Below are 12765 nucleotides of genomic sequence, written 5' to 3' on the forward strand. Positions count from 1 at the left end.
AATGGTGCGTCTTAAGAGATTCGAACTCCTGGCCCACGGCTTAGAAGGCCGTTGCTCTATCCAACTGAGCTAAAGACGCATAATTTGGAGCGGGTGATGGGAATCGAACCCACGTAGCTAGCTTGGAAGGCTAGAACTCTACCATTGAGTTACACCCGCTTATATGGTCGGGGTGACAGGGATTGAACCTGCGACCTCATGCTCCCAAAGCACGCGCGCTCCCATCTGCGCCACACCCCGAACTTTGCTGAGGCTTATTCATCTCTCAGCGACAATGATTATTCTACACGATATATATTAATACGTCAATAGTTTTTTTATAAATTATCAAAGATGTTTAATAGTCTTCTTTTCTATATTAGAGGGTGTAAATATATGGAATAACCTTCTTATCCTTCTGTACATCCAGGAAAGCGATACTCTTTTTGCCCATTCTGGGAAGTGCCGCACTGCCGGGATTAATAATCCAGATTCCCTCCTCCTCTTCCATGGAAGCTATATGGGTGTGGCCATACAGCGCCACCTGTGCTCCTGCTTCCAGAGCCTGCATTTTAAGCATTATAGTTCCCATTTTAACTCCGTATCTGTCTCCATGAGCTGCAAATATCTTAATTCCCTGAAGCTCTATAATGCTTTCAGCAGGGGCTGAATTATAAGGATCACAATTTCCTTTTACATAATATACTTCACCTTTAAAATTCCTTTTAAGATAAAGAGCATCCTCTACATTATCACCTAAATGAATTAACACCTCTGCTTTTTCAGTACACTTTATAATTTCATCTAAAGTGCCTCTATGCTGATGAGTATCACTTACTACTGCTATTAACACTATGATCCTCCTTTGTTATGGTAATTTAAAAAGAAGCGAGTTTGTCCCTTAGTTTTTCCAGTGCTTTTCCTCTGTGGCTTATAGCATTTTTATCCTTTGAGTCCATTTCCGAAAAGGTCTTCTTAAATTCAGGGAGATAAAAAATAGGGTCATATCCAAAGCCTCCGGTTCCTGAAGGCTTATCTACTATATAGCCTTCCACTTCCCCCTGAACCTTAATCTCTCTGCTGTCTGGGGCAAGCAATACCATGGCACACACAAACCTGGCTTTTCTGTCTTCAATTTTAACATCCTTTAAATTCTTTAAAAGCTTTTCGTTATTCTTCTGTGAATTGCCGTGCTCACCTGCATATCTTGCAGAAAACACCCCAGGCTCTCCTTTTAATATATCTACGCATAAGCCCGAATCATCAGCTAAAACCATATATTCTCCCATATGCTTTTCCATAATATATTGGTATATTTCCTTTGCTTTTTTATAAGCATTTTCCATAAAGGTGTTACCATCCTCCACAACATCTATATCTATATTCATATCCTTTAGGGAAAGCACCTGTACATCAGCGTCATTCAATATTTCTCTTATTTCTACAAGCTTATGTTCATTGTTGCTTGCAACCACTAATTTTTTCATTTTATACCTTCTCTCCTGTTCCAATCCAAAGACAGTCCATTTTTAGGCAGTCCTTCTGAGCCTGTATTAAATTTTTTATTCCTTTTTCCCCTAATTTAAGCAGATCGTTTAATTCATTTCTGGAAAAAGGGCATTCCTCTCCCGTTCCCTGAATTTCTACATATTCTTCTGCATCTGTCATGATTATATTCATGTCTACCTTAGCCTTTGAATCCTCTTCATAGCATAGGTCTAAAAGTTTAACATCATCCAATATTCCTACGCTTACAGCTGCAACAAAGCTCCTTATAGGGTATACTTCAAAGGCTTCCTTTTTGTGTATTTTATTCACAGCATCTACCAGTGCAACGAAGGCCCCTGTTATAGAAGCAGTCCGGGTACCACCGTCAGCCTGAATAACATCGCAGTCTATCCATATAGTTCTTTCACCTATGGTCTTTAAGTCCACTACAGACCTTAATGCTCTTCCTATGAGCCTCTGTATTTCCATTGTTCTACCGTCCAATTTCAGCTTTGCAATATCTCTGGATTTTCTAGTTGCAGTAGATCTTGGAAGCATGTTATATTCTGCAGTAATCCATCCTTCTCCTGTTCCCTTTAAAAATGGCGGAACCTTTTCTTCTACGGATGCAGTGCATATAACCTTTGTTTCTCCCATTTCAATAAGAACAGATCCCTCTGCGTATTTTGTATAGTTTCTAGTTATCTTAACAGGTCTTAAAGCATCATTTTTTCTCCCGTCAAATCTCATTTTGATAACCTCCAATGTCCTTAAATATTATTTTAGTTGATTTTGAAAAGCTCATCCCTTTGAGGTGGCTCCACAGGGATTTTATTTCCGTCTTTTAATATATATCCTTCTTTATCCGTAATCTTTCCAACTAATGTTCCTTTAATTCCTTTTAATTCTAGTTCTTTTATTATTCTTTCTCCTTCCGGTGCTGTAATGAACATGCTTCCGGAGGATATTAGCTTCAAAGGGTCTATTTTAAAATAGGTGCATATTTTTTTTGTAACTTGGCTTACAGGAAGTAAATCTTCATATATTATAAATCCTTTATCAGAGGCTGTGGCAACCTCCCAGGCTGCCCCTAACAGCCCTCCTTCTGTTATGTCATGCATGGAGTTAACCCCAAGCTCAGCACCTAAAGTACCTTCCTTCAATACACTTATATTGTTTATGTAGTCCTTAGCGATGTTAAGTTCTTCCGGAGTTAAAATTTCCTCCAGTTGTTTCTCATATTCCTTTGCTATAATAAAGCTCCCCTCCATAGCAAGGTCCTTAGTAACGATTATGTCATCACCTGATTTTGCACCAGCAGTAGAAACAGCTTTATCCTTTTTTGCTTTTCCGATAACCGTACAGGAAAGGACAATTTTGTTTACAGCAGAGGTTATTTCTGTATGCCCTCCTATAATTTCTATATTCAGCTTTTCAGCCTCTTCATGTACTTCCTTCATAATCTCTTTTATCTCATGGATATTTGTTCCTTCAGGCGCCAGAATTGTAACGGTAATCCCCACAGGCTCTGCACCTGCGGCAGCTATGTCATTACAATTTATATTCACAGCAAGTTTTCCTATATTACTGTCTGAACCGGTAATAGGGTCTGTAGAAAGTACGCAGTGGTTATCTCCAAAGTCCACTACAGCACAATCCTCTCCAATCCCATTTCTAACCTTTACCTCCGTTCTCCTTGCGCCTTTATTATTATCAATAATGCTTTTTAAGTCATCCCAATTTAATTTCCCTGACTTCATAAAAAAAATCTCCTTTATTTCACTAAATATTGCACTAATTTATTTAAATTATTCATATTATTTATATAAGGATTATTTAATGAGGTGAAAATTTTGAAATATATAGGTCCTTTTTTAAGAATGAATTCTCTTAATTTAAAAAACCTGGAAAATCAATTATTCTTTTTTGCAAAAGAATCTCTGAAGCACATAGTGCTGAAATCCAGATGCGGGGTAACCATATCTCCCAAAAACTTTAAAAAATCTTTTCCTAACAATGATATTAACATAATAAAAGATTTTTCTCCACTTCTATGTGTATATAAAAAAGCTAATCCAAAGGTCATTAAAGACAAAGAATATTCTTATTGGGATAGCAGCACTTTTAAGAAGGAAATAGTTCCTTCCAGTTGTGCTTTTATGACTTTATCTATAATGGAACTCATAAATTATTATGAAGGGTTTAAGGGCATCGATGATTCTATGTATCAGTTATCTCACCTATATAAGAATCTTGCAAAATATCAGCTGGATTTTTACACTTCATATCTAAGAAATACTGATGGTGTATTTATTATAAAGAAAAACATTTCAGAGGATTCCTCTGATGAACTTAAATTTGAGGAAAAGGAAAGCAAATTTAAATTTTCAGATCAGGCACTTATGATGACAGCTTTTTTAAAGTACTCTCTCTTAGAGGACGGAAAGGATAAAGAAGCTTATAAAAGCTTTTCTCAGGATATTTTAAACATGCTTCTGCACTTTAAAGATTCATTATACGATCTTTCCTTTGAAGAATTAAATAAGATTGTATTTTCATTAAATATCTCATACTGCTATGAAGAAAATCCTCAGGTGGTAAATTTTATAATAGATCTAATAGAGCTTTTAAAAAGCAGATATGAAGAAAGCATGGTACTTCAAGAAAAAATAGATCATTCCAGCTTGTTTAGAATAAATCTCATGCTTTCAGCAAAACTATGTTCCTTAGAACATTTTTCAGATATTTCGAAAGTCATCCGTGATTCTCTCCTTGAATTATACGAAAAAGAAAAAGGTATTATCTTAAAGAAAAGCATAAAGAAAGAGATTAAATACTCCTCAGAAGACTTAATCTTTTTTATATTAAGTATGCTTATAGATAATGAAGATGACGATGACAAATATATTTCTGAAATAATAACTGACGTGTACAGGCATCAGATAGTTAATTCAAAAATTTTGACATCTTGGCCTGAAAGTCCATCTTTAGACAGCCCTGAAAGATATCTGGGTTTTACCCGAAGTTCAAAGCATCTTATGGATGAAAAAAATTTCAAAATATCTACCTTAGATTCTCCACGGGATAACGAATATTCTTCAGTGTTCTTAAAATCTCTGGAATATAACACCAGAAAGGAAACCTTTACTCCAAGTAAAATATCCTTCGACAGCACTAAAAATATGAATTTGATTTTCATTATAATATTTCTTCTTAAAGATAAGGTATACGATAATTACAGTATTACTGAAGAATAAATCTAAGGGCTGCTTTAATGGCAGCCCTATCCTATAGGAAGGATCTCTTCATGGTTAAAATCCCTATCCTTCTTTTTATTATCCTTTTTATAAGTATTTTTATCCTTGGTCAATTCTTTCAAAAGCAATTCTCCTCTGCCATTGAAGGTTAAATTATTAATATCTTCTCCTCTGCACCAAATATCAAAATCAAAAAATAAAGGTATAAACAATGAATCTTCTGCTATTTTATAGGATATATCTCCAATTAACAGATCACAGCTGTTTTTTTCTGCTGCTTCTTTAAGTTCATCTTCAGAATGATAGCTTATGATGGTTTTTATGGATAATCCTTTTTTTAAAAAACTGTTTATCATCCCTGCTATCCTTTTAGACTTTTCAGTATTGCCCACTTTTATGCTTATTGCTTTAGATTCTTTATATTGAGATTTCTTTAAAAGCTCTCTGGCAGACTGAAGCTCTGTTCTTATCCTCTCATTTACTTTTTCATAGTCTTTATAAGAGTCTGAATTTACATTAATACTTTCTTTTTTCGAATTCCCTTTATTATAATTGTCTTCTCCATGGGAGTATTGAGCCCATACAGGTACTTCTTCCTTCTCCTGGAGAATACCGGCAAGTATTGCTTTTTCCAGGGCACTTTTAAAATATATATCCTTCCCTGTTTCCTTGCTGATTAAATAAAGGGTAAGGATATTTCCGCTAAAACTCTTTACTATATCCCCTTTACTTTCCATATCCTTTATCTGGTTCAGTGGTGGATTCTTAAAAAGATCTCCTTTTTTAATGTAAAATTCAGCTAGAGCCTGTTCTTCTCCGCTTTTTTTCTGTATTTCAATATGGCTTTTTCCGTTATTATCTTTATCTTTATACAGAGGATTTCTTTTCAAAAGCATCCTGTCTTCTCCGAAGGAATCTATTACAAAGGCACCGGAACAAGCTATATCCTTGTAATTATTTTTTAAGTCCGAAAGAAATTTAAAATCCTTTCTTAAAAGATACTTGGCCTTGCTGAGATTTCTAAGAAAGTTATCATCTTTATTGTTTAATCTGATTACAAGAGTGCTGTCATTCACAGCCTTAATAGCAGTCTCTTCAAAAGAAGCTTTTCCTTTATGATACTTTTCTGCACCATAAATGGACTTTATATCTTCTATATAATAATCAGGATATTTAGGACTGAGTACAGCCTTAAAAAAAGCCAAAAAATCCTTGGCTGTTATTTTTTCTCCTGTACTCCACCTGATATCCTCTCTAAGGTTAAATCTATATTCTATTCCATCGTCCTTTATTTCAAAGCTTTCACATAGTGCAGGAATTATCTTGCCTTCATCATTTTCTTCAACCAATCCGTCAAATAAAGCTATAAATATTTCCCTGCTGTAATTAATATCCTTCTCACTATGAGAAAAATCAGCAGGTAGCTTGTAAACCATATATCTTATACTATTATCCTCATTAAGAGAGTCTTTTTCTTCATTTTTATATATACAGGATGAACACATTATAGAAATAAATATAACGGTTACAATTCCGGAAATCTTCTTAATCATTTCACTTTCTCCTCCATGTAGTATATTAAGAATTATTTCCATTTTTAATGTAAATAAACCAGAATTTTAATAAGGAAGATATTTATAAAAATTAAGCTTTTTAAATTTAAAAGCTTCAAAGCTGCTTTGCTTTATCCAGTGCTGCCCTACTAAAAAATCTCCCTTATCTACCAGTTTAATCCTTCCCCTTCTAAAAAAATTTCCATTATGATTCATTTTTTCAAGGCAGCCTTCAAATACTCCATTAGTTATATAATAACCTCTGTCATAACTTGAGTTATTAATTAAACTCTCAAATCTTATATAATCTTCTTTGAATATCATGGGAGCCTTATGAAATCTTAAATAGTGGGTTTTGTTTCTTCCAATAACCGCTATTTCCAAGGTTAAAGGAGTTTTTATCATTATTTCATACTGCAGTCCGTATTCCCAGCAGTTTTTTGTTATTAAATCTTGTACCGTATCTATGGTTATCTTTTTAAACTTGATAAATGCCTTATCTAAATGTTCTTTTCTTAATTTATAAACTAATCTACTATAAAGCTGCATATTTCTCTCCTGAATAATAGTTTAATATATTATATGAGCAGTACAAAAAAATCTATAACTAAAGATTATTTATATTATTAATAAAGTAAAGATGTGATATAATGGATATTATTCCGGTTATTAAGTTTCTTGGAGGGATATATTATGAGTTTGGTCTTACAAATAATAGGTATCTTATTTATGCTTACTTTTATGTTTGTAGGCATATGGGGTTTTATTTTGGCTAACCAGGCATATAGCCAGTTAAGGTATCAAAATTACCTTTTAGAAAAGCTCACGCAAAACGTTTATATGCTTACCTGTAAAAAGGATGAAAAAGCCTCTGAAACTGCAAATAATAAAACTTCTCAGGATGAGTTAAATAATAATTTTAAAAATGATATCTAATAAAAAAGCTGCCGGAAGGGTCATTTAATTCCCTGCAAGGCAGCTTTTTCACTATAACTTCAATTTTTTAAAGTCTTTTAAGCTTTTCCAGTACTTTTTCCTTTACTAAAACCGGATTAGCTTTTCCTTTAGATTTTTTCATTGACATACCTATTAAATAAGTTGCTATGTTTTCTTTTCCTGACTTATACTCCTTAAGCGCTTTAGGATTTTCTATAAAAACCTCATCAACGATACTTTCTATATATTTTCCGTCACTATTTTGTAAAAGTCCCTCTTCTGTAACAATCACCTTTGGGTCCTTTCCTTCTAAAAACATCCTTTCAAATACAGCCTTTCCTCCGGAACTGGATATACTTCCCTCTTTTATTAACAAAATAAGCTTACCCAGCATATCTCCGGATAAAGGAATATTCCTGAGTTTAAGGTTTTTTTCCTTAAGCATTCTAAACAACTCGCCCAGTATCCAATTTGAAACTGCTTTAGGATCACTGCAGGTTCTTTCTGCTTCTTCAAAAAAATCTGAAACACAAGGGTCTTCACATAGAAGATCAGCTTCATAGGGTAGGAGTCCGTAATCTCTTATAAACCTCTTATACCTCTCTTCAGGAAGCTCCGGAAGACTTCTTTTTATTTCATCAATAAATTCTTCTGATATTTTATAAGAGGAGGCATCCCCTTCTACCAGGTATCTGTAATCTTCTCCCTTTTCCTTCTTCCTCATCACCTGAGTTATCATTGCCTGCTCATCCCATCTTCTGGTTTCTTTATTTATGGATTTTCCACAGTTTATTAAATCACTTTGCCTTTTAATCTCATATTCAAAAGCTTTTTCTAAAGCTTTGAAGGAATTTATATTCTTAAGCTCCACTTTATTGTAGGCTGTATTATAAGTTTTATCATAAAGTGATATATTCCCGTCACAGCGCAGAGAGCCTTCTTCCATTTTACAGTCCGAAACCCCTAAAGCAGTAAGTAGTCTTTTAAGCTTTTTTAAAAAATCCACAGCTTCCTTAGGTGAAGTTATATCCGGCATAGTTACTATCTCCATTAGAGGTGTTCCCGCCCGGTTAAAATCAATAAGAGACTTATCCTTCAGATGTAGAAGCTTTCCTGCATCCTCTTCTATATGTATCCTTTCTATATTAATAGTTTTATAATTTCCATCACTGTCTTCTATTTCTATAGATCCACCATAGCACAATGGATAATCTTTTTGAGTTATTTGATAATTTTTAGGGTTATCTGGATAATAATAATTTTTTCTGTCCAGGTTAAAAATCCTGTTAATACTGCAGTTTAGCGCTAACCCTGCTTTAATGGCAAGCTCCACCGCCCTTTTATTCAGCTTGGGAAGTGCTCCGGGAAGCCCAAAACAAACAGGACATATATTGCTGTTTACAGGTGCTCCAAAGGCAGAGGAACAGCTGCAGAACATCTTACTTTCCGTATTAAGCTCAACATGCACTTCAAGACCTATAACCGCCTTAAATTTTCTATTCATAATACATCACCACATTTTTTTCTATTTCCAAGCCCAGCCTAAACATAAAATCCAGATTCTTCTCTGCTGTGATTATCTGAATACCTAAAGGCATTCCATTTATTGTACCGCAGGGCACAGATATCCCAGGAACCCCTGCTAAGCTCACCGGTACAGTAAGCCTATCCATGTTGTACATTTCTAAAGCCTGTCTTTTTTCTTTTAATCCAAAAGCTATATCAGAGGTACAGGGAGATATCATTCCAGAGTTTTCCTTTAAAAGTGTATAAAAAGCTTCTTTTATGTCTTCTCTGACCTTTAATGCTCTTTCATATAACTTCTTCCCCTCTTTATCCCATAAAAGATAACTTCCTAATATTATCCTTTTTTTAACCTCTTTACCCAATCCTACGCTTCGGGATTTTTTATATATGCTGTAAAGGTCAGAATCACTTCTAATACTCATTCCATATCTTATACCGTCATATCTTGCAAGGTTAGAGGAAGCTTCTGCGGAAGAAACAGCTAAATAAGCAGGAAGAGAATACTGAAGCAAAGGAAGAGAAACCTCTTTTACTTCTATCCCAAAACTTCTTATTAATTCTAAGTTCTTAAAAAACAGCTTTAAAACATCTTCATTACACACCTGAAGCATTTCTCGTATATAAAAAATCCTTCCTCCGTTAATTTTCATATTTAAGAAATTTTCCGACACAGATCTACTTTCAACGGAGGTATCATCCTTTAAATCTTTACCATAGACAGAGTTATAAAGCAGAACAGCATCCTGGATTTTTTTAGAAACTATGCCTACCGTATCCAGACTTGAAGAAAATCCCGCCAGCCCGTATCTGGATATCTGTCCATATCCAGGCTTAAAGCCTACCACTCCACAGAAGGCTGAAGGCTGTCTTACAGAACCCCCGGTATCAGTGCCTAGGGCTAAGGGTACTAGGTCAGCTGCCACAGCGGCAGCGGAGCCTCCGGAAGACCCTCCAGGGGATTTTTCCATATTCCTTGGATTCTTAATTATCTCAAAAGCGCTGTATTCCCCTGAAGATCCCATAGCAAATTCATCCATATTGGTTTTTCCTATTATGATTCCATCCTCCATTTTTATTTTTTCTATTATGGAAGCATCATAAGGAGATATATAATCCTTTAATATCTTTGAGCCGCAGGTCATAGGCATATCCTTTACTGCTATGTTATCCTTAACTGCAATAGGTACTGCAGCAAGCCTTCCGGTTTTTTCTCCTCTTTTTCTCTTTTCATCAAGAAGCTTTGCCTTACTTATAGCTTTCTTCTCATCCACATATAAAAAAGCGCCGTACTTATCCTCTTCATATATCCTTTTTATATAGACTTTCACAACTTCCTCAGCGGATACTTCTCCTTTTATAAAGCTTTCATTGATATCCAATGCACTTTTTAAACCTATCCCCATATCACTGCTCCTTATTATAAAAAATTGATGGAATGCTGAGAAAGCCGTCATATATGTAAGTACTTAACTCATTGATTTTCATGGTTTCATCTTTAACTGCCCTATCTTCTCTCAGCTCCTTTATATCCTTTGCATTTTGAACCTCCCTATCCTTATCCATGGAATAGTCCTCCAAAGTACTTAACAGAACTTCCATGGAATGAAGCTCTTCTATCAATTTCTCTGTATTTTCTTCCTTAATATCCAGCTTATTAAGTTCTAAAAGCTCTGATATTTTTTTTGAATCAATGCTCAAATTGTCCCCTCCTTTTGAATTTATAAAAAGAGAGAGCAGCGCTCTCTCTTAATGTACTGAGGAAAAAATGAAAAATATACATGCTATGATGAAGAATATACACAAGGACAAATATATTATCCTCTTTCTTCCTCTTTCATAAACCAAGGTTTTTAATGCAAGGAAAATCATAGTCATCAGCACACCTATTTGAATTGAAAAATAATCTTTAAAAAATGGTATGTATACAAATAAATAGGTGGTAAGTATGGTGAATATAACAGCAAAAATTGTATATATTACCGATATCCAGCCAAGTATATTCAATAACAATTTCATTACCTTAAACTACCTCCAAGCAGAGTTTCAAACTCCTCTTCACTTAAAATACTTATATTAAGCTCCTTAGCTTTATCATATTTGGATCCAGGCTCTTCACCTACCAGTACGTAATCAGTCTTTTTACTTACGCTACCGGATACTTTAGCTCCCAGAGACTCAAGTTTTTCCTTTATTCCTGTCCTGCTGTAATTTTTTAAAGCTCCCGTTACCACCACAGTTTTACCTTCAAAAGGATTTTCAGATATTTCAGCTTCTTCATAATGAGGCTTTATTCCAAGGGATAAAAGCTCATCAATTATCAGTAAAACTCTTTCTTCGTTAAAGAATTCCACTATGTTTCTTGCTACTATATCCCCTATATCCGGAACAGCTACCAAATCTTCAAAGCCAGCTGCTTTAATTCCTTCCAAGGTTTTAAACTTCTTTACCAAATCACTGACGGTTTTTTCACCCACATTAGGTATACCCAAAGCATAGATAAATGCATCCAGCTCACAGTTTTCGCTTTTTTCAATGGCATTTAATAAGTTTTGAGCCTTTTTTTCACCAAACTTGTCAAGGGTCAAAAGGTCTTCCTTTTTAAGCCTGTAAAGATCGGAAACAGATTTTATCTCCATCTTTTCAAAAAGCTGCTCTGCAGTCTTTTCACTGAACCCTGCTATATTCATTGCAGATCTGCTGGCAAAATGGACTATGGTCTTTATAAGCTGAGGCTTGCAGGATAGCGTATTTTCACAGAAGTAATGAGCACCTTGAAGTATAATGTGCCCTCCACAGGCAGGACAGCTTTCCGGAGGAATTATTTCTCTGCTGTTTGCCAGTGACTCTTCCTTAACCCCCATAATTTCAGGGATTACATCATTGGATCTCCTTACAAACACCTCTGCTCCTATCCTTACATTTTTCCTGTGAATATCATCCATATTATTTAATGTAGCTCTTTTAACAGTAGCTCCTGCAAGATCTACAGGTTCTAAAAGGGCTGTAGGACTTACCCTTCCGCTTCTTCCCACATTCCACTCTACATCCAGTAAAGTGGTGGTTGCCTCCTGTGCTTCAAATTTATATGCGATTGCCCATCTTGGAAATTTAACGGTGTTTCCTAAAAGCTCCCTGGTTTCTATGTCATCAATGGCTATGACCACTCCGTCAATATCGTAATTTAATTTAAACCTTATGTCTTCTATATAAGCTAGTTCTTCTTTTATTTCATCCAAGGTGCTGCAGGACTTCATATAAGCGTCCATAGGAAATCCTTTATCTTTAATGAATTTCAGCATTTCCTCATAACTTTTAAAACCTCTGCCCTCATTGTATCCTATATCATAGAAGAAGGCTGAAAGATTTCTTCTGGCAGTTTCCTTTATATTTAAATTCCTTAAAGCCCCTGCTGCACCGTTTCTTAAATTCTTTAAAGGCACTACAGCATTTTCATTATACTTTTCAAAGGCCTCCTTGGTCATAATAGCTTCCCCATGAATTTCCATAACATGATCGTAATTTATTTTCAGAGGAATGCTGTTAATGGTTTTTGCCTGAAGGGTTACATCCTCACCTACGGTTCCTGTTCCCCTTGTTGCTGCTTTGATCAGTATTCCATTTTCATCATAGGTAAGATTTATTGTAAGTCCATCAAATTTTTTCGTTAAAATATATTTTAATGGAGGAAGCTTTTCACTTCTCGTGCTGTTCTGAGCATTGACAAATTTCACATTTCTTTCATGCCATTCTTTAAGCTCCTCAAAGCTTTGTGCCTTATCCAGGCTCCATAGCCTTGCTTTGTGAGTATACTTAGAAAACTCCGGAAGTATGTTATCCCCTACCCTTTGAGTAGGAGAATAGGGTAAAATATATCCGGTTTCCCTCTCTAGAGAAGCCAGCTCATCATACAGCCTGTCATAATCTTTATCAGTTACAGAAGGATTTGCTAAAACATAATACTCATAGGCATATCTGTTTAATTCTTCTACCAATTTTTCTATGCGCTCTCTTTTATGCTCCATTTT

13 protein-coding genes and 3 tRNA genes are annotated in these 12765 nt (G+C 35.1%); 2 read left to right on the plus strand and 14 right to left on the minus strand.

Annotation, left to right across the window (positions count from 1 at the left end):
- Positions 1 to 2 precede the first annotated feature (2 nt).
- The 7 genes from TA89_RS08140 to TA89_RS08170 form a co-directional block, all read right to left on the minus strand.
- Positions 3 to 79: transfer RNA gene (locus tag TA89_RS08140), tRNA-Arg, on the minus strand.
- A gap of 6 nt (positions 80 to 85) precedes the next feature.
- Positions 86 to 159 (minus strand) — tRNA-Gly (locus tag TA89_RS08145).
- A gap of 5 nt (positions 160 to 164) precedes the next feature.
- Positions 165 to 240, minus strand: a tRNA-Pro gene (locus TA89_RS08150).
- A gap of 118 nt (positions 241 to 358) precedes the next feature.
- Complete coding sequence (locus tag TA89_RS08155) at positions 359 to 832, minus strand: metallophosphoesterase (RefSeq protein ID WP_040212396.1); 474 nt, start codon at positions 830 to 832, stop codon at positions 359 to 361.
- A gap of 25 nt (positions 833 to 857) precedes the next feature.
- On the minus strand, positions 858 to 1466 hold the full coding sequence (locus TA89_RS08160) for an XTP/dITP diphosphatase (RefSeq protein ID WP_040212397.1): 609 nt from the start codon (positions 1464 to 1466) through the stop codon (positions 858 to 860).
- A gap of 1 nt (position 1467) precedes the next feature.
- Entirely contained in the window at positions 1468 to 2217 is a 750-nt protein-coding gene (rph, locus tag TA89_RS08165) for a ribonuclease PH (RefSeq protein WP_040212398.1), read from the minus strand.
- A gap of 32 nt (positions 2218 to 2249) precedes the next feature.
- Positions 2250 to 3227, minus strand: coding sequence for an AIR synthase family protein (locus TA89_RS08170; RefSeq protein WP_040212402.1), 978 nt, complete (start codon positions 3225 to 3227; stop codon positions 2250 to 2252).
- 93 nt (positions 3228 to 3320) lie between these two features.
- On the opposite strand from TA89_RS08170, the gene TA89_RS08175 reads away from it, so the two are divergent.
- A complete protein-coding gene (locus tag TA89_RS08175) occupies positions 3321 to 4724 on the plus strand; it encodes a hypothetical protein (protein WP_040212403.1) in 1404 nt (467 codons plus the stop codon).
- Between the two features lie 26 nt (positions 4725 to 4750).
- Here TA89_RS08175 and TA89_RS08180 read toward each other — a convergent pair whose 3' ends face one another.
- Together TA89_RS08180 and TA89_RS17675 are read right to left on the minus strand one after the other, a co-directional pair.
- Positions 4751 to 6277 (minus strand): ABC transporter substrate-binding protein, encoded by a 1527-nt coding sequence (locus TA89_RS08180; RefSeq protein WP_040212404.1) that lies wholly within the window; start codon positions 6275 to 6277, stop codon positions 4751 to 4753.
- Positions 6278 to 6343: 66 nt separating this feature from the next.
- The gene (locus tag TA89_RS17675) at positions 6344 to 6826 is read right to left on the minus strand and encodes a hypothetical protein (RefSeq protein ID WP_052447376.1); all 483 of its coding nucleotides are present in this window, start codon (positions 6824 to 6826) and stop codon (positions 6344 to 6346) included.
- A 144-nt stretch (positions 6827 to 6970) separates the two neighbouring features.
- Between TA89_RS17675 and TA89_RS08190 the strand changes: the two genes are divergently transcribed.
- Positions 6971 to 7213 (plus strand): hypothetical protein, encoded by a 243-nt coding sequence (locus TA89_RS08190; protein ID WP_040212405.1) that lies wholly within the window; start codon positions 6971 to 6973, stop codon positions 7211 to 7213.
- A gap of 67 nt (positions 7214 to 7280) precedes the next feature.
- Here the strand turns inward: TA89_RS08190 and gatB are convergent, their stop codons facing one another.
- Genes gatB through ligA form a run of 5 tightly spaced genes read right to left on the minus strand, consistent with a single transcriptional unit; the run spans position 7281 to position 12762 of the window.
- Entirely contained in the window at positions 7281 to 8717 is a 1437-nt protein-coding gene (gene gatB / locus TA89_RS08195; RefSeq protein WP_040212406.1) for an Asp-tRNA(Asn)/Glu-tRNA(Gln) amidotransferase subunit GatB, read from the minus strand.
- Positions 8710 to 10143, minus strand: coding sequence for an Asp-tRNA(Asn)/Glu-tRNA(Gln) amidotransferase subunit GatA (gene gatA, locus TA89_RS08200; RefSeq protein ID WP_040212408.1), 1434 nt, complete (start codon positions 10141 to 10143; stop codon positions 8710 to 8712). Before gatA ends, gatB begins: the two co-directional genes overlap by 8 nt.
- Position 10144: 1 nt before the next feature.
- Entirely contained in the window at positions 10145 to 10438 is a 294-nt protein-coding gene (locus TA89_RS08205) for a hypothetical protein (protein ID WP_040212409.1), read from the minus strand.
- Positions 10439 to 10486: 48 nt separating this feature from the next.
- Positions 10487 to 10756, minus strand: a complete 270-nt coding sequence (locus tag TA89_RS08210) for a hypothetical protein (protein ID WP_040212411.1) — start codon at positions 10754 to 10756, stop codon at positions 10487 to 10489.
- Positions 10756 to 12762, minus strand: coding sequence for an NAD-dependent DNA ligase LigA (gene ligA, locus TA89_RS08215; protein ID WP_040212413.1), 2007 nt, complete (start codon positions 12760 to 12762; stop codon positions 10756 to 10758). Before ligA ends, TA89_RS08210 begins: the two co-directional genes overlap by 1 nt.
- Positions 12763 to 12765: the final 3 nt, after the last annotated feature.

Source organism: Clostridium polynesiense (assembly GCF_000820705.1).
Taxonomy (GTDB): domain Bacteria; phylum Bacillota; class Clostridia; order Clostridiales; family Clostridiaceae; genus Clostridium_AA; species Clostridium_AA polynesiense.

Bases quoted from the DNA above. Each gene is read 5' to 3' on its own strand.
- TA89_RS08160 (WP_040212397.1), bottom strand. From the start codon at position 1,466: ATGAAAAAATTAGTGGTTGCAAGCAACAATGAACATAAGCTTGTAGAA.
- ligA (WP_040212413.1), bottom strand. From the start codon at position 12,762: ATGGAGCATAAAAGAGAGCGCATAGAAAAATTGGTAGAAGAATTAAAC.
- rph (WP_040212398.1), bottom strand. From the start codon at position 2,217: ATGAGATTTGACGGGAGAAAAAATGATGCTTTAAGACCTGTTAAGATA.
- TA89_RS08190 (WP_040212405.1), top strand. From the start codon at position 6,971: ATGAGTTTGGTCTTACAAATAATAGGTATCTTATTTATGCTTACTTTT.
- gatB (WP_040212406.1), bottom strand. From the start codon at position 8,717: ATGAATAGAAAATTTAAGGCGGTTATAGGTCTTGAAGTGCATGTTGAG.
- TA89_RS08180 (WP_040212404.1), bottom strand. From the start codon at position 6,277: ATGATTAAGAAGATTTCCGGAATTGTAACCGTTATATTTATTTCTATA.
- TA89_RS08170 (WP_040212402.1), bottom strand. From the start codon at position 3,227: ATGAAGTCAGGGAAATTAAATTGGGATGACTTAAAAAGCATTATTGAT.
- gatA (WP_040212408.1), bottom strand. From the start codon at position 10,143: ATGGGGATAGGTTTAAAAAGTGCATTGGATATCAATGAAAGCTTTATA.
- TA89_RS08210 (WP_040212411.1), bottom strand. From the start codon at position 10,756: ATGAAATTGTTATTGAATATACTTGGCTGGATATCGGTAATATATACA.
- TA89_RS17675 (WP_052447376.1), bottom strand. From the start codon at position 6,826: ATGCAGCTTTATAGTAGATTAGTTTATAAATTAAGAAAAGAACATTTA.